We start from the raw sequence: 13,883 nt of genomic DNA, 5'->3' as shown, positions 1-13,883 counted from the left end.
CAAGGTCACACAACCGGGCATCGAACGGATGTAAACCCACATGTACGCACCCGAGCGCCAACAGGAGATCCTGCGCCTCGCACGCGAAGCCGGACGGGTCGACGTGCTCTCCCTCGCCGAGCGGTTCCAGGTCACCTCCGAGACCGTCCGCCGCGACCTCACCGCCCTCGATCGCGCCGGACTGCTGCGCCGTGTCCACGGCGGGGCCATCCCGGCCGGCCGGCTCGGCTTCGAGCCCGACCTCACCTCCCGCGAGACCGCCGCCCCCGACGAGAAGGACCGCATCGCGGCCGCCGCCCTCGCCCGGCTCCCCCTCGGCGGCAGTGTCATCCTCGACGCCGGCAGCACCGTCGCCCGCGTGGCGGCCTCAATGGCCCGCATGGAGACGCTCGCGCTCACCGTGGTCACCCACGCCCTGCCCGTCGCCGCCGGACTCGCCGACCACGCCGGCGTCGACCTCCTCCTCGTCGGGGGCCGCGTCCGTCACCGCACCCTCGCGGCCGTCGACGCCTGGGCCCTGCGCGCCTACTCCGAGATCCGCGCCGACGTCCTCTTCCTCGCGACCAACGGCTTCACCGCCGAGGTCGGCCTGACCACCCCCGACCCCGCCGAGGCCGCCGTCAAGCGGGCCGCGATCGCCGCCGCCCGCCAGGTGGTGCTCCTCGCCGACTCGGCCAAGGCCGGCCAGGAGCGCTTCTCCCGCTTCGGCTCCTTCGCGGACGTGGACGTCCTCATCACCGATACCGGGCTCGACCCGGTCCACCAGGCCCCGATCGAGGCCACCGGTACGGAAGTCGTGCTCGTATGATCCTCACCGTCACCCCCAACCCCTCCCTCGACCGGACCTACGAAGTCCCCGCGCTGGTCCGGGGCGAGGTGCACCGCGCCGCCGCGGACCGGGTCGACCCCGGCGGCAAGGGGGTCAACGTCGCGCGGGCCGTCGCCGCGGCCGGCGTGCACGCCACCGCCGTCCTCCCGCTCGGCGGCGCCACCGGAGCCCTGCTCGCCGAACTCCTTGGTGCCCAGGGCGTGGACGTCACCGCCGTCGCCATCGCCGGAAGGACCCGGTCGAACATCGCGGTCGCCGAACCCGACGGCACCCTCACGAAGATCAACTGCGAGGGTCCGGAGCTCACCGCGGCCGAATCCGCCCTCCTCCTCGACACCGTGCGCACCTGCTCGGCCGACGCCGCCTGGATCGCCTGCTGCGGCAGCCTCCCGCGCGGCCTGGAGCCGCAGTGGTACGCCGAGATCGTCACCCGCGCCCACCAGGCGGGCGCCCGCATCGCCGTCGACACCTCCGGGGCCGCCCTGCTGGCCTCCCTGAAGGCCCGCCCCGACGTCGTCAAGCCCAACGCGGCGGAGCTCGCCGAAGCGGTGGGCCGTCCCCTGGCCACCCTGGGGGACGCGGTCAAGGCCGCCGAGGAACTGATCGGCCTCGGCGCGGGCGTCGTCCTGGCCTCCCTCGGCGAGCGCGGCCAGCTCCTGGTCTCCCGGGACGGGGCCTTCCACGGCACCGCCCCCGTCACGGCGGTCCGCAGCGACGTCGGCGCCGGCGACGCCTCCCTGGCCGGCTTCCTGATCGCGGGAGGCGCCGGCCCCGCCGCCCTCGCCTGCGCCCTGGCCCACGGTGCGGCCGCCGTACAGCTCCCGGGCAGCGCCATGCCGACGCCCGCGGACCTGCGCCCGGACGCGGTCCGCGTCACCGCCGACCCGCCCCTGGACCTCCCCCTGACCGAAGCCTGACCTCCCCCTGACCGGAGCCCGGCCGGAGGCGGAAGTCGGGCCGGAAGCGGGGGGTCCGATCCGGGGCTAGCGGACCCGGGTCCGCAGCTTCATCGCCCCGCGCGCGGCGGCCTCGCTCTCGTAGACCTCGCACATGTGGCGGCCGTCCGGCGTGGCCGTGTGCTCGACCTCCCACAGGCTGAGCTCCGTCCCGTCGAGCAGCACGAAGGAGTGCTCGTACAGGCTGAAACCGGCGTCCCGGCCGTCGGTCAGGCACTGACGGCCGCCGAACGCCTGGGTGATCTGGTGCGCGTAGGCCGAGCGCAGCAGCGCGGCCACCCGCTCCCCGGGGCGGTCGGCGTTCTCCGCCCGGCGCAGCACCCGGCGGGCGTGGTCGGCGGACTGCTCCACCGTGTACTCGCGGTGCCGCTCCCGCGGAGCCGAAGCGGCGAACAGGGCGCCGAGGAGCGCCAGATCGCCGTCGACCCCGTCCTCGCCCCCGCGGTCCCCGAGCGGTGACAGCACGGCGTCCGACGGGGTCTCACCGAAGATCCGGGCCACGGCGAGCCGGAGTCCGTCCTTGCCCGCGTACACCTCGCACCGGGTGCCGCGGTCGCCCTTCAGCCGGTAGGCCAGCTCCCAGAGGGAGACGGCGGCGCCGTCGGGCAGCAGGTAGGTGTGCCGGTGGGTCTCCCGCCACAGCCCCGCCGACGGGCTGTGGTGCGTGGTGTACAGCGAAGAGCTGTGGGCGAGTGCCGTCCCCAGGCGCTCGACCAGCGCGTCCGGTAGGTCGAAGGAGTTGAGGGCGCGGCCCAGGAGTCGCTCGAGGTGCGCCTCGGTTGTCTCGTACGGATCGCTCAAGGTGGGTCTCCAGGCCGTCGCAGCTTGTCACTTCGCGGAAGCACAACGTAGCCCCTGGCTCTGACATCACGTCCGGGGTTCGGTAAAACGTCCGGGAAGTATCAGGGGTTCCCGCCACACCTTCAGGTCAACTTGCGCACGTCTGGGCAGGGTTGGCGCCGTTATGTGGCGATCGGGGGGAATATGGGCGGCATGGCAACGAATACAGTGAGCGTCCCGCGCCAGCAGCGCCGCTCCGGCAACCGCCCCGAGAGCGAACCGGCCCCGCCGTCAAAGGCGTTGGCCTGGCTGCTGGCGATCACCGGGGCCGCCGGACTGCTGGCCTCCTGGGTGATCACCCTCGACAAGTTCCTCCTGCTGGAGGACCCGGACTTCAAGCCCGCGTGCAGCCTCAACCCGGTGGTCTCCTGCGGCAGCGTGATGAAGAGCGAGCAGGCCGCCGCGTTCGGCTTCCCCAACCCGATGCTCGGGCTGGCCGGTTACGCCGTCGTGGTCTGCGTGGCCGCGGGCCTGCTGGCCGGGGCCCGCTACCGGGGCTGGTTCTGGCTGGGACTGAACGCCGGCGCCCTCTTCGGCACCGGCTTCTGTGCCTGGCTGATGCTGCAGTCGCTCTACGGGATCAACGCCCTGTGCCTGTGGTGCTGCCTGGCCTGGACGGCGACGCTGCTGATGTTCTGGGCGGTCACGGCGTACAACGTCCGTGCCGGGATCCTGCCCGCCCCGGGCCCGCTGCGGACCTTCTTCGCCGACTTCGGCTGGGCGCCGCCCGCGCTGCACCTGGGCGTGATCGGCATGCTGATCCTCACCCGGTGGTGGGACTTCTGGACCGGCTGACCCGGGCGGCGGCGCACGTGCGGGGGCCCCGGCGGCCGGACGCCGCCGGGGCCCCGTCACTTCGCTCCACGGGCGCCGTGGCCCTGACGCGGAAGGGGGAGCAGAGATCAGCTGTTGGCGGAGAGGTTGCCGGAGAGGACCGGGATGTTGTCCAGGATGTGCGAGAGCGGCTCGTCGCCCTTGGCCTGGGTGGAGTTCTCGGTGCACTGCTGGTTCTGCGGGTTGGACAGGACGTTGATGTCCTGGACGCCGATGTTGAGCGCGGCGATCAGCGACTGGGCGTTGACCTTGGCGGGCAGGCCGATGCAGGGCTTGTTCAGGGTGCCCTGGACCAGGCCGAGCTGCGGGCTCAGGTTCCCCTCGGTCTTCTGGTTGCCGTAGATCTGGGAGGCGCCGTTGCCGTTGACGGTGTTGACCCCGTTGTCGTTCCCGATGGCCATGGCCGGGGTCGCGATGGCGGCGCCCGCCCCGACGGCGACGGCGGAGACCGCGGCGGCGGTCATGATCTTCTTGAACATCACAGGTCCTTCTTTCGCACGAGTGCCCACGGGTGGAGCGCCCTGGTCAACTGGCCCGTCGGTGGGTTGGTTCCGCCCCTTCACTCAATCGGCCCGTTCGCGCGGAGCTTTTCCCCGGCCCGGGTGAAGCCGTTCCGGACGCCTGCGCGAAGCCCGTACGCAGCCCCTGTGACCTGCCGCGGGCCCGCGTTCCTGTTGCGCTCCGTACGAGGTGTTCGCACGGTGGGTGAAGAAGCGGATCAATCTGTTCCGCTTGTGTGCGACCACAGAAGGAAACTCCATGCACCGCACCAAGCCGTCCCGCGCCCGCGTCCTCGTCCCGTCGGCCCTCGCGGTCGTCATACTGTCCGGCGCGGCCGCCCCCGCGGGCGCCGCGGACGGTTCCGGTGCCGCCGTCACGGAACGGGTGGCCTCCGTGCAGCGGCAGGTGGAGAGGATCGAGGAGAGGGTCGCGGCCGGCCCGATCGACGACCTCCTCGCCGGCCTCACCAAGACGCTGGAGGACCTCCTCAAGTCCCTTACGGGCCTGCTGCCCGCCGGGGTGAACCTGCCGCCGATCCAGCTGCCGAAACTGCCCGCCCTGCCGGACATCCCGGGTCTGCCGGATCTCAAGCTGCCGGCGATCGAGCTCCCCAAGCTCCCGGTCACGGTTCCGGCCCTGCCGGCGACTCCGGCCGTCCCCCCGGTGGACACCCTGGTTCCCGCGATCCCGTCGATCCCGGCGATGCCCGACATTCCCCTCCGCAACTAGCGTGCGCAGGCGGCGGGTTCCGGGTCCGATGGTTACGACTATTGGGCTGAACAGGTCAGATCGGGCCCGGAACCGTGTCGTTTCGGGTGGTGGACCGTTTCGCTCGGTGTGAGCCCCGGGATCGGGGCAGGACATCGAAGAGAAGGTGCACTTCCCATGAACTCTGCTGCCAAGAAGGCCGCCGTGGCCCTGGCCTCCGCCGGTCTCGCCGTTGCCGGTGCCGCGGGCGCCGCGTCCGCCGACTCCTCGGCCGAAGGCGCGGCCGTGGGTTCCCCCGGTGTTCTCTCGGGCAACCTGGCCCAGGTCCCGGTCCACATCCCGGTCAACGTCTGCGGCAACTCCGTGAACATCATCGGCCTGCTGAACCCCGCGTTCGGCAACGTCTGCGTCAACGACTGAGTACGTCCCAGTCGGCACCACACGACCGTGGGCGCCACCGGCCTCGCCGGTGGCGCCCACGGTCATGTCCGGGGCCGGTTCACTGACCGCCGTTGAGCTTCACCCCGCCGAGCAGCGGGGAGGCCTGGGTGGCGCCGTTCGCCAGACCGAGGACCTCGCCGGGGGCGTTGTTGCGGATGGTGTTGACCTTCTGCACGGTGCCGACGGCCTTGTCGACCGTCTCACCCTGCTCGGCCAGACCGTTGCCCACCGTCTGGGGGAGCGACTCGCTGACGGGACCCGCGGCGTTCAGCACCTCGGTCAGCCCGCCCGTCGCGCTCATGGGGGGCATGGAGGCCGGGGCGTCGGCGGCGAAGGCGGGGGTCGCGGCGCCGAGGGCGGCGACGGAGCCGACGACGACAGCGGCGACCTGGGAGAGCTTCATTATCGAAATCCTCTTCTTTTCGTGGGCGGAGGCATAGGCGGCGCCCGTCGCGCCGCTTTCGTCCTGGGTAACGATTACCCGCCGCCACGGAAACGCGGACCGGGCACACGGCAGCGGCCGGAGAATCCGTCAAGGGATTCTCCGGCCGATATTTCTTCCGATTCTTCCGATTCTTCTGATTACCGGTATTCCCGGTCAGGCGACCCGGGACCGCCGGTACAGGATCGCGCCGCCGAGGACCAGCGCCGTGGCGAGGGCCGCCGCGGCTCCGGCCTGGCCGGCCCCGGTCGCGGCCAGCTCCGGTGCCGTCGCGAGGGCGGGAGCCGGAGCCGTCACCGGGACCGGCGCGGGGGCGGTCGTCACGGGGGGCGCCGGCGCGGGGACGGGAGCCGGCACCGGGGGCAGGTGCACCGGGAAGTCGCCGGCGGGAGCCGCCGGAGGCTGGTCGGCCGCGGGCACGGCCTCCCGAACCGGTACGGGGGCGGGCGCGGGGCGCTCCACGGGCTGGCTGCCGTGCGGCGGCCGGGGAGCCGGCGCCTCCTCCTGCGCGGCGGGAGGCGCTTGGGCCGGCGCCGGGACGGGCGCGGGGAGGGTGTGCGGCTGCTCCTCGGGCTGCTGCTCCGGCTGCGGAGGCCGGGGAGCCTCCTGGACCGGGGCGGGGGCGGGGGCGGGCGCCGGGAGGGTGTGCGGCTGCTCCTCCGGCTGCGGGGCGGGTGCCTGCGCTTCCGGGATGTGCGGGGCCGGTGCCGGTGCCGGATGTTCCGCGACCGGCGCCGGGCGGGGCGCGGGGTGCGGGTGCGGCTGGGGCTTCGGCAGGGGCTTGGGCTGCGGGTGGTGCGGGGCGGGGGCCGGCGGGGCCGGGTGGGGTGCGGGGTGCTCGGCGTGGGGCGCGGGCCGGCCGGGGTGGTCGTCGCACTCCTCCTCGCCCTGCGGGCCCCGGTCCTCGTCACCGTGGCCGCCGTAGCCGCCCCGGTCCTCGTGCCGGTCCTGCTGCGGGCGGGGTGCCGCGTGCCGGGGGGCGTGCGCGCGGGGCTCCTCGCGGCCGGCGTTCCCGTAGCCGCGTTCCCCGTCCTGGCGCCGGTCGGGCAGGGCGTGCCGGCCGCCCGGGTGCTGCTCGCGCTCGTCGCGCTCGTCGAGGTAGCGCTCCAGGGCCGCGGAGTTCTCGGGGCTCAGGTAGCGCTCGTAGTCGTGGCCGGCGTCGGAGCCGGTCGTGCTGACGCAGGTGTTCCCCATGGCGGGGTTGAGCGCGGCGCCCCCGTCCACGCTGTTGCCGCACACGTTGGGCGCGAACGTGATCGGTACCGAGACGCTGTTGCCGGCCAGCACACCCGGCGAATGAGAGGCCTCGGACATCGCCCCGGGATACGCGTAGGCCGCGCCGGCCGCGATCGACAGCAGGCTGGAGGCGGCCGCCGCCGTGAGCACCCCCTTGCCGAGTACCTGTCGGCTCAGTACCTGTCGCATGGGTCCTTCCCTGTCTACCGGCGCGGTGGCCGGTGCTCAATCGAAGACGGCCTCGGAGTGCACCGCCGTGCACTCCGAGGCCACCCGAGGAGGTCTGCCCTGGTGGGCACAGGCGCTGCGTCAGGCGTTGACGCAGGTGTTGCCGAACGCGGGGTTCAGCAGCGCGATCACGTTGACGGTGTTGCCGCACACGTTCACCGGGACGTGCACCGGGACCTGGACGAGGTTGCCCGACAGCACACCGGGGGAGCCGACGGCCTGGCCCGCGGCGCCCGCGTCAGCCATGGCGGGGGCGGCGGCACCGGCTGCCATCAGGATGCCGGCGGCCAGGACGACTGCCTTCTTGTAGGTCATTTGATTTCAATCCTTCCCGCAGAGGTGTATCCGCTGCACACATAACAACGAGCGGCCGGGGAAAAGGAAACCGGGATTTTCCGGAGGGTGTGGACGAATTCACTCCGATGGTCCGGCCGCTCGTCCGTACAATTCCCGCCCCTATTTGCGGTGGTGGAATTGGCGCGGGCCCGGCATGCGGCGAGGCCGCCGCGCCCCGAGGGTGCGGCGGCCTCGCTGGCGCGGGGCGCTGGGTGCGGTCAGCTGCCGGCGGAGGCGTTGCCGGAGAGGACCGGGATGTTGTCCAGGATGTGCGAGAGGGCCTCGTCGCCCTTGGCCTGGGTGGAGTTCTCGGTGCACTGCTGGTTCTGCGGGCTGGACAGGACCGGGATGTCCTGGACGCCGACGTTGATGAGGGCCAGCACCGACTGGACGTTGGCCTTGGCCGGCAGGGCGATGCAGGGCTTGTTGAAGGAGCCCTGGATCAGCGCCATCTGCGGGCTCATGTTGCCGTAGGTGGCCTGGTTGCCGTAGATCTGCGCGGAGTTGTTGCCGTTCACGGTGTTGACGCCGTTGTCGTTCCCGATGGCCATCGCCTGCGGGGCCATGGCGGCACCGAGACCCACGACGGAGGCGGCAACCGCTGCGCCGGCCACAAACTTCTTGATCATTATTGTCCCTTTTTTGCAGGATTGCCCGGTACAGGAGCACCCGGATCAACGGCCCGCCCCCGGACCGGGTTGCGTGACTTCACTCGGATGCCGCCGTTTCGGGCGGCGCGGTTGACGCTCAGGCGTTCACGCGGGGGCTGCCGGACGAGGGGGCGGGCGGGGCGGGTTGCCGCTCGGACGCCGGGGGGCCGGCGGCGACGCCGTCCGCCGTCACCCCGCCCCCGTCGTGCGCGGAGGCGGATCCCGCGCCGCCCGGCGGCCGTCGCGGCGCTCGCGACGGCCGTGGTGGTGCCGCGCGCCGGCCTCGTCCTCTTCCCCGTTTTTCCTTTCGGGTTCGAACGGTGGTGCACCCATAACGACCCGCTCGACACGAGGGTGCGATTCATCGCCCAAAAGGCCGTACGAGCGAGTCCGGCGTGATTTCCAGCCTGATTTCTGACAAAGTGCACTCCTGTTTTGTCCCCTTGATCGAAAATGGAGACAGGCGTCATGGGTTCCTCCCGCAGAATCCTCGGCACAGTCGGCCTGCTGTCCTGCCTCACGCTTTCCGCACTCGTCCCCGTGGCGGAAGCCGCCGCACCACCGTCCCCTTCCGCCGCCGCCCGTGAATCACCCAGGATCCCCTTCACGCAGCGTTACCAGGCGGTCCAGCGCGGAGGCCTGGTACGGGCCTCCAACTCCTCGATCAGCTGCCGCTCGGCCGAGTCCCCCCAGGCCGAGCCGTGCCCGGAGGTGCAGAAGGGGGCGGCCGGGGTCAACGGCGACTTCGAGATGTTCTACGACGAGGTCGACAAGGACCCCGACACCTACAACTCCACCCGGGCCGAACTCAAGGTGCCGCAGGGCGCGAAGGTCTCCTACGCCCGGCTGTACTGGGGCGGGAACCTGCGCGTGGGCGAGCAGAAGCCGCCCGAGGACAACGGCCGGGTGCTGGTCGCCGAACCGGGCGGCGCCTACAAGGCGGTGCTCGCCGACACCGTGGTCGGTCACCACACCGACGCGGGCAGCGACGCCTACCAGGCCTCGGCCGACGTGACCCCGATGGTGCGCAAGGGGGGCGCGGGGATGTGGACGGTCGCCCAGCTCAACATCGCCATGGGGCACTCGGAGGCGGGTGCCTGGGGCGGCTGGACCCTGGTCGTGGCGTACGAGCACCCCCAGGAGCCGCTGCGCCGGATCTCCCTGTGGGACGGCTTCGAATCGCTGGCCGCCGGGGCCGGGGAGGCCGCCGGGGAGACGGTGGAGATCGCGGGGCTGAACGCGCCGGCCGGGTCGGCGGGACGCGCCGGAGTGGTGGCGTACGACGGGGACCGCGGGACCCTCGGGGACTCGCTCACGGTGACCGCCGACAGTGGCCGCCGGATCAGCATCAGCGATGCCGAAAACCCTTTCAATGATGTGATGAATTCTACTGTCACAGAATTCGGACGTCCCTCGTTCGTGCGACAGCCCGAACATATGAATAACCTCGGATATGACGCGGACGTGTTCGATCTGAGCCCCGCCCTGTCCGGGGGCGCCCATACCCTGAACTTCAGGTTCACGGGCGAAAGCCAGGGTCAATTCCTCGGTGTGCTCTTCGTTCAGACAGACGCGCGCCGCTGAACGCAGGAGACCACTCCCCGTGCGGAAACAGTCCTCACCAGCCCCCACACCTGCCCCGGAGCCCCTGACCGTCCTGCACCTCGTGCAGCCCGTCGACGGCGGAGTCGCCCGGGTCGTCACCGACCTCGTACGGGCCCAGGCCGCCGCCGGACTGCGGGTCCTCGTCGGCTGCCCGCGCGGCGGGCGGCTCACCGACGACGCCCGCGCCGCCGGCGCCGAGGTGCTCACCTGGCACGCCGGCCGCTCCCCGGGCCCCGGCCTGCCCGCCGAAGTGCTCGGCGCCGCCCGGCTGATCCGCCACGTCCGCCCCGACCTGCTGCACCTCCACAGCGCCAAGGCGGGACTGGCCGGACGGATCGCCGTACGGGGCCGCGTCCCCACCGTGTTCCAGCCGCACGCCTGGTCCTTCGACGCCGTCGGCGGCGCCACCGCCGCCCTCGCGCTGCGCTGGGAACGGGCCGGAGCCCGCTGGGCCGACCGGGTGCTCTGCGTCAGCGAGTCCGAACGCCGGGCCGGGGAAGCCGAAGGCATCACCGCCCGCTGGTCCGTGATCCGCAACGGCGTCGACCTCGACCGTTTCCGCCCCGCCCACCGCGACCCGGACCGCGACCGCGCCGAGGCACGGACCGCCCTCCCGCTGCCCGCCGCCCTCACCGGCAACGGGCCCCTCACCGTCTGCGTCGGCCGGCTCTGCCCCCAGAAGGGCCAGGACGTCCTGCTGCGCGCCTGGCCCGAACTGCTGGGCAACGTTCCCGAAGCCCGCCTCGCCCTCGTCGGCGACGGGCCCGACGCCGAGCGGCTGCGCCGCGCCGCCCCGCCCGGCGTGCACTTCGCGGGGGCCGCCGCCGACATCCGCCCGTGGCTTCGGGCCGCCGATCTCGTTGTACTGCCGTCGCGGTGGGAAGGCATGGCGCTCGCCCCGCTCGAAGCCATGGCCTGCGGCCGCCCGGTCCTGGTCTCCGACGTCAGCGGTGCCCGGGAGAGCCTGCCGCCCGGCCAGGGACGGCTCTGCCTGGTACCGCCGGAGGACCCGACGGCGCTGGCCAAGGCCCTGGGACGGCTGCTCACCGAACCGCGGCTGCTCACCGAACTCGGGGAGCAGGCCCAGCAGCACGCCCGGACGGAGTTCGACGTGCGGCGGACCACGGACGCGGTCACCGGCCTGTACCACGAACTGCTGGGCAGGCCCCGGCCCTTGAACCAGGAGAGCGTCAGCCGATGACGATGGACAGCGCACCCGCCCGGCACACGGGGCAGGGCGGCACGGCGCCCGCCGGCGGCGGCGCCTTCGCGCCCGCGCCACCCGCGGAAGCCCGCCGTGCCGTGCCCGCGATCCACCCCCCGCGCGGACCCCGGGCCGACCGGGCCCGGCCCGCGGTCCGGCCCCAGCGGATCAGCCGCCGCGACGGCGTCGCCGCGCTGGTGACCGCCGACGCCCTGGCCGCCGCCGTCACGGCGGCCACCCTGCCCGCGGACGTCCTGCCGCCGTCGGCCACCGGCCCCTGCATCGTCCTGCTCCTCGTCCTGCTCGCCGCCCTGCACGCGCAGGGCGGCCTCTACCGGCCCCGGCTCACCCCCTCCGCCCTGCTCGAACTGCCCGCGCTGGCCGGGCGGGCCGCCGTGCTGTGGTGCGGGGCCGCAGCCGTCCTCGCCACCACCGGGCCGCGGCAGTCCCTCGGCTGGAGCACCCTCCTGGGCGCCGTCGCCCTCCAGACCCTCCTGGTCTGCGCCGGCCGCGGCACCGTCCACGCGCTCCGCCGCCGCTCGGCCCTGCGTCACCCCGTCTCCACCCTCGTCGTCGGCCCCGGGGACGGGGCGGGCGCCGTCGCCGCCGCACTGCACGGACGCCCCGAGTACGGACTGCGGCCCGTGGGCATCGCCGACGCCGCCGCCCCCGCCGACGGGGAACGCGGCCAGCTCCCCGTACTCACCACCCACGAGGACGTCCGGCGCGCCGTCATCCAGAACTCCGTCCGGCACGCCGTGTTCACGCGGCCCCCCGAGGCCGACGAACGCACCGCCTCCCTGGTCCGGCTCTTCCACGACCACGGATGCCGGCTCTGGCTCGCCGACCCCGCCGGGACCGCCAAGGTCACCGGCATGCGCGTCGCGCAGCCCGCCGACCAGCTGTGGGGGTACGCCGTACAGCCGCTGCTGCCGCGCCCGGCCCGGACCGCCGAGCGCACCGCGAAGCGGGCCATCGACTCCCTCCTCGCCGCCCTCGCCCTCCTCGCCGCCGCTCCCGTCATGGGCGCCTGCGCACTGGCCGTACGGATCTCCGACGGACCCGGAGTGATCTTCCGTCAGGAACGGGTCGGCCTCTACGGACGCCCCTTCACCCTGCTGAAGTTCCGCACCCTGCGCGCCGACGAGCACGAATCCGCCACCCGATGGACCGTCGCCGGCGACCGCCGGATGAGCCCCGTCGGCTCCTTCCTGCGCAAGTCCTCCCTGGACGAACTGCCGCAACTGTGGAACGTCGTACGGGGTGACATGAGCCTGGTCGGCCCCCGCCCCGAACGGCCCTTCTTCGTCGCCAAGTTCAGCAGCGTCCACCCCGGCTACGAGGCCCGCCACCGGATGCCCGTCGGCATCACCGGACTCGCCCAGATCAACGGACTGCGCGGGGACACCTCCATCGAGGACCGGGCCCGCTTCGACAACCACTACATCGACACCTGGTCGCTGTGGCAGGACCTGTGGATCCTGGCGCGCACCGCGGCCTCCTTCTTCCGCTTCCGGCTGGGAGGGAGCTGACCGATGAGCCTCGCCGCCGCCGGGCCCGCCCGGATCACCGATCCGGCCGGCCCGCTGCGCCGCCACTGGCCGCTGCTGCCGCTGGCCGCGACCGTCCTGTTCCTCCTCGCCCCGCTCCCCGCCGGGGACGCGACCGCCTCCGGGAAGGTCGGCCCCGCCGACGCCGCCTCACTGCTGCTCGCCCTCGTCTGCGCCGTACAGGCGCTGCGCGGCCGGGTACGGACACTGACCCCGCTGGGCGTGCTCGTCCTCGGGGCCCCGGGCGTCGGGCTCGCCGTCTCCACCATGACCGCCGGGGACCCGTACGCCGCCCTGCCCGGGTTCGTGCGCTACCTCCAGGTCTTCGTGCTCGTCCCGGCGGCCGTGGTGCTGCTGGTGCGCGACGCCCGCGAATTCAGGCTCGCCGCCGGGTGCTTCGTGGTGCTGGCCCTCGTACAGGGCGCCGTCGGCGTCGCGCAGTTCGCGACCCACACCGGCGCCTCCTACCAGGGCGAGGACATCAGGGCCGTGGGCACCTTCGGCCCCGGCGACGTCATGGGCATGGCCACCGTCGTCGCGTACGGGCTGGTCGTGGCCACCGCCGCCGCCCTCGCGCCCGGCCTCCCCGCCAGGGTCCGCCGGATCGCCGGGGGCTGCGCGCTGGTCCTGGTCGTGCCGCTGGTGCTGTCCTTCAGCCGGGGCGCCTGGATCGCCACCGCGGGGGCCGCGCTGCTGGTGATGGGCCTGGCCGGCATCCGGCGGGCGCTGAAGGTGCTGGTCGCGCTGACCGCGCTGGGCGTGGTGCTGGTCGGCGGGCTCGGCGTCGGCTCCGAGATGGTCGCGGAGCGGCTGACCTCCATCACCCAGGTGTCGAGCGCGCCCGACCAGTCGGTCACCGACCGGTACACGATGTGGGCCGCCGCCGAGTCGATGTGGCGGGAGCGGCCGGCGGTGGGGGTGGGGCTCAAGGGCTTCCCCGCCCACCGCGACGGCCACTCCTCGCTCGGCCTGTCCTCCGGCAGCGACACCGGCGGCGCGGGCCAGGCGTTCATCAAGCAGCCGCTGCTGTCCCCGCACAACATGTACCTCCTCGTCCTCGGCGAGCAGGGCCTGACCGGACTGCTCGCCCTGGCGGGCGGCTGGGCGGCGCTCCTCGTCGCGGGCCTGCGCCGGTACGCCGCCGACCGCCCGGCGCGGGGGATCCGCGACTGCGGGCTGATCGCGCTCGGCCTCTTCGTGTGGCAGCTGACCGACTTCCTGTACGCGGACATCGGAGGGCCGTCCACCGTGCTCACCGGGGTGATCATCGGCCTGGCGGCCTGGTGGGCGCTGCCGTCGCCCGGGGGCGCGGGTGGTCCGGGTGGTCCGGGTGGTTCGGGCGTCCCGGGCTCTCCGGGCTCTCCGGGCGGCAGGGCCCTTGAGGGGCCGGCGGCCCGGTGACCGACACGACTCCCTGGCGGCGGGGGGGGGGGGGGGGGGGGGGGGGGGGGGGGGGGGGGGGGGGGGGGGGAGGGGGGGGGGGAGGATACTACCCCATCCGCCGCCCCACCAAGCCCCCCCGT

At 73.6% G+C, this 13,883-nt stretch carries 15 protein-coding genes; 9 read left to right on the top strand and 6 right to left on the bottom strand.

What is annotated here, in order from left to right; all coding sequences use genetic code 11:
- Nucleotides 1–40: 40 nt before the first annotated feature.
- A complete protein-coding gene (locus ACZ5D2_RS23525; RefSeq protein WP_371678127.1) occupies nt 41–808 on the top strand; it encodes a DeoR/GlpR family DNA-binding transcription regulator in 768 nt (255 codons plus the stop codon).
- Nucleotides 805–1,746, top strand: a complete 942-nt coding sequence (gene pfkB / locus ACZ5D2_RS23520; protein ID WP_468931698.1) for a 1-phosphofructokinase — start codon at nt 805–807, stop codon at nt 1,744–1,746. Before ACZ5D2_RS23525 ends, pfkB begins: the two co-directional genes overlap by 4 nt.
- A gap of 66 nt (nt 1,747–1,812) precedes the next feature.
- Here pfkB and ACZ5D2_RS23515 read toward each other — a convergent pair whose 3' ends face one another.
- On the bottom strand, nt 1,813–2,586 hold the full coding sequence (locus ACZ5D2_RS23515; RefSeq protein WP_468931696.1) for a DUF6227 family protein: 774 nt from the start codon (nt 2,584–2,586) through the stop codon (nt 1,813–1,815).
- Between the two features lie 192 nt (nt 2,587–2,778).
- Between ACZ5D2_RS23515 and ACZ5D2_RS23510 the strand changes: the two genes are divergently transcribed.
- Nucleotides 2,779–3,420, top strand: coding sequence for a vitamin K epoxide reductase family protein (locus ACZ5D2_RS23510; protein ID WP_468931693.1), 642 nt, complete (start codon nt 2,779–2,781; stop codon nt 3,418–3,420).
- Nucleotides 3,421–3,527: 107 nt separating this feature from the next.
- On the opposite strand, the gene ACZ5D2_RS23505 is transcribed toward ACZ5D2_RS23510, so the two are convergent.
- Nucleotides 3,528–3,938, bottom strand: coding sequence for a rodlin (locus tag ACZ5D2_RS23505; protein WP_371678131.1), 411 nt, complete (start codon nt 3,936–3,938; stop codon nt 3,528–3,530).
- Nucleotides 3,939–4,218: 280 nt separating this feature from the next.
- Here ACZ5D2_RS23505 and ACZ5D2_RS23500 point away from each other — a divergent pair, with 280 nt between their 5' ends.
- Nucleotides 4,219–4,689: a hypothetical protein gene (locus ACZ5D2_RS23500; protein ID WP_468931688.1), complete on the top strand. Its 471-nt coding sequence runs from the start codon at nt 4,219–4,221 to the stop codon at nt 4,687–4,689.
- A gap of 156 nt (nt 4,690–4,845) precedes the next feature.
- Nucleotides 4,846–5,088, top strand: coding sequence for a chaplin (locus ACZ5D2_RS23495; RefSeq protein WP_371678133.1), 243 nt, complete (start codon nt 4,846–4,848; stop codon nt 5,086–5,088).
- 79 nt (nt 5,089–5,167) lie between these two features.
- On the opposite strand, the gene ACZ5D2_RS23490 is transcribed toward ACZ5D2_RS23495, so the two are convergent.
- From ACZ5D2_RS23490 to ACZ5D2_RS23475, 4 genes are all read right to left on the bottom strand, one after another.
- Complete coding sequence (locus ACZ5D2_RS23490; RefSeq protein WP_371678134.1) at nt 5,168–5,512, bottom strand: hypothetical protein; 345 nt, start codon at nt 5,510–5,512, stop codon at nt 5,168–5,170.
- 195 nt (nt 5,513–5,707) lie between these two features.
- A complete protein-coding gene (locus ACZ5D2_RS23485) occupies nt 5,708–6,976 on the bottom strand; it encodes a chaplin (RefSeq protein WP_468931685.1) in 1,269 nt (422 codons plus the stop codon).
- Nucleotides 6,977–7,096: 120 nt separating this feature from the next.
- On the bottom strand, nt 7,097–7,330 hold the full coding sequence (locus ACZ5D2_RS23480; RefSeq protein WP_030238840.1) for a chaplin: 234 nt from the start codon (nt 7,328–7,330) through the stop codon (nt 7,097–7,099).
- Nucleotides 7,331–7,569: 239 nt separating this feature from the next.
- The gene (locus tag ACZ5D2_RS23475; RefSeq protein WP_371678136.1) at nt 7,570–7,980 is read right to left on the bottom strand and encodes a rodlin; all 411 of its coding nucleotides are present in this window, start codon (nt 7,978–7,980) and stop codon (nt 7,570–7,572) included.
- A gap of 489 nt (nt 7,981–8,469) precedes the next feature.
- Between ACZ5D2_RS23475 and ACZ5D2_RS23470 the strand changes: the two genes are divergently transcribed.
- The 4 genes from ACZ5D2_RS23470 to ACZ5D2_RS23455 are packed head-to-tail and all read left to right on the top strand — an operon-like array spanning nt 8,470 to nt 13,761.
- Nucleotides 8,470–9,585: a DUF3344 domain-containing protein gene (locus tag ACZ5D2_RS23470; protein WP_468931680.1), complete on the top strand. Its 1,116-nt coding sequence runs from the start codon at nt 8,470–8,472 to the stop codon at nt 9,583–9,585.
- Nucleotides 9,586–9,604: 19 nt separating this feature from the next.
- Nucleotides 9,605–10,807, top strand: a complete 1,203-nt coding sequence (locus tag ACZ5D2_RS23465; RefSeq protein WP_371678138.1) for a glycosyltransferase — start codon at nt 9,605–9,607, stop codon at nt 10,805–10,807.
- A 2-nt stretch (nt 10,808–10,809) separates the two neighbouring features.
- Nucleotides 10,810–12,342 carry an exopolysaccharide biosynthesis polyprenyl glycosylphosphotransferase gene (locus ACZ5D2_RS23460; RefSeq protein ID WP_468931842.1) on the top strand — a complete coding sequence of 511 codons (1,533 nt, stop codon included), beginning with the start codon at nt 10,810–10,812 and terminating at the stop codon, nt 12,340–12,342.
- Between the two features lie 3 nt (nt 12,343–12,345).
- On the top strand, nt 12,346–13,761 hold the full coding sequence (locus ACZ5D2_RS23455; RefSeq protein ID WP_468931677.1) for an O-antigen ligase family protein: 1,416 nt from the start codon (nt 12,346–12,348) through the stop codon (nt 13,759–13,761).
- The last annotated feature ends 122 nt before the right edge of the window (nt 13,762–13,883 follow it).

Source organism: Streptomyces sp. NPDC031479 (assembly GCF_055581065.1).
Note: the sequence above shows the minus strand (reverse complement) of the source record. Positions and strands in the feature narration are given on the sequence as shown.

What these genes read in the sequence shown, in the direction of transcription:
- ACZ5D2_RS23525 (WP_371678127.1), top strand. Translation starts at nt 41, where the DNA reads ATGTACGCACCCGAGCGCCAACAGGAGATCCTGCGCCTCGCACGCGAA.
- pfkB (WP_468931698.1), top strand. Translation starts at nt 805, where the DNA reads ATGATCCTCACCGTCACCCCCAACCCCTCCCTCGACCGGACCTACGAA.
- ACZ5D2_RS23510 (WP_468931693.1), top strand. Translation starts at nt 2,779, where the DNA reads ATGGCAACGAATACAGTGAGCGTCCCGCGCCAGCAGCGCCGCTCCGGC.
- ACZ5D2_RS23505 (WP_371678131.1), bottom strand. Translation starts at nt 3,938, where the DNA reads ATGTTCAAGAAGATCATGACCGCCGCCGCGGTCTCCGCCGTCGCCGTC.
- ACZ5D2_RS23500 (WP_468931688.1), top strand. Translation starts at nt 4,219, where the DNA reads ATGCACCGCACCAAGCCGTCCCGCGCCCGCGTCCTCGTCCCGTCGGCC.
- ACZ5D2_RS23495 (WP_371678133.1), top strand. Translation starts at nt 4,846, where the DNA reads ATGAACTCTGCTGCCAAGAAGGCCGCCGTGGCCCTGGCCTCCGCCGGT.
- ACZ5D2_RS23490 (WP_371678134.1), bottom strand. Translation starts at nt 5,512, where the DNA reads ATGAAGCTCTCCCAGGTCGCCGCTGTCGTCGTCGGCTCCGTCGCCGCC.
- ACZ5D2_RS23485 (WP_468931685.1), bottom strand. Translation starts at nt 6,976, where the DNA reads ATGCGACAGGTACTGAGCCGACAGGTACTCGGCAAGGGGGTGCTCACG.
- ACZ5D2_RS23480 (WP_030238840.1), bottom strand. Translation starts at nt 7,330, where the DNA reads ATGACCTACAAGAAGGCAGTCGTCCTGGCCGCCGGCATCCTGATGGCA.
- ACZ5D2_RS23475 (WP_371678136.1), bottom strand. Translation starts at nt 7,980, where the DNA reads ATGATCAAGAAGTTTGTGGCCGGCGCAGCGGTTGCCGCCTCCGTCGTG.
- ACZ5D2_RS23470 (WP_468931680.1), top strand. Translation starts at nt 8,470, where the DNA reads ATGGGTTCCTCCCGCAGAATCCTCGGCACAGTCGGCCTGCTGTCCTGC.
- ACZ5D2_RS23460 (WP_468931842.1), top strand. Translation starts at nt 10,810, where the DNA reads ATGGACAGCGCACCCGCCCGGCACACGGGGCAGGGCGGCACGGCGCCC.
- ACZ5D2_RS23455 (WP_468931677.1), top strand. Translation starts at nt 12,346, where the DNA reads ATGAGCCTCGCCGCCGCCGGGCCCGCCCGGATCACCGATCCGGCCGGC.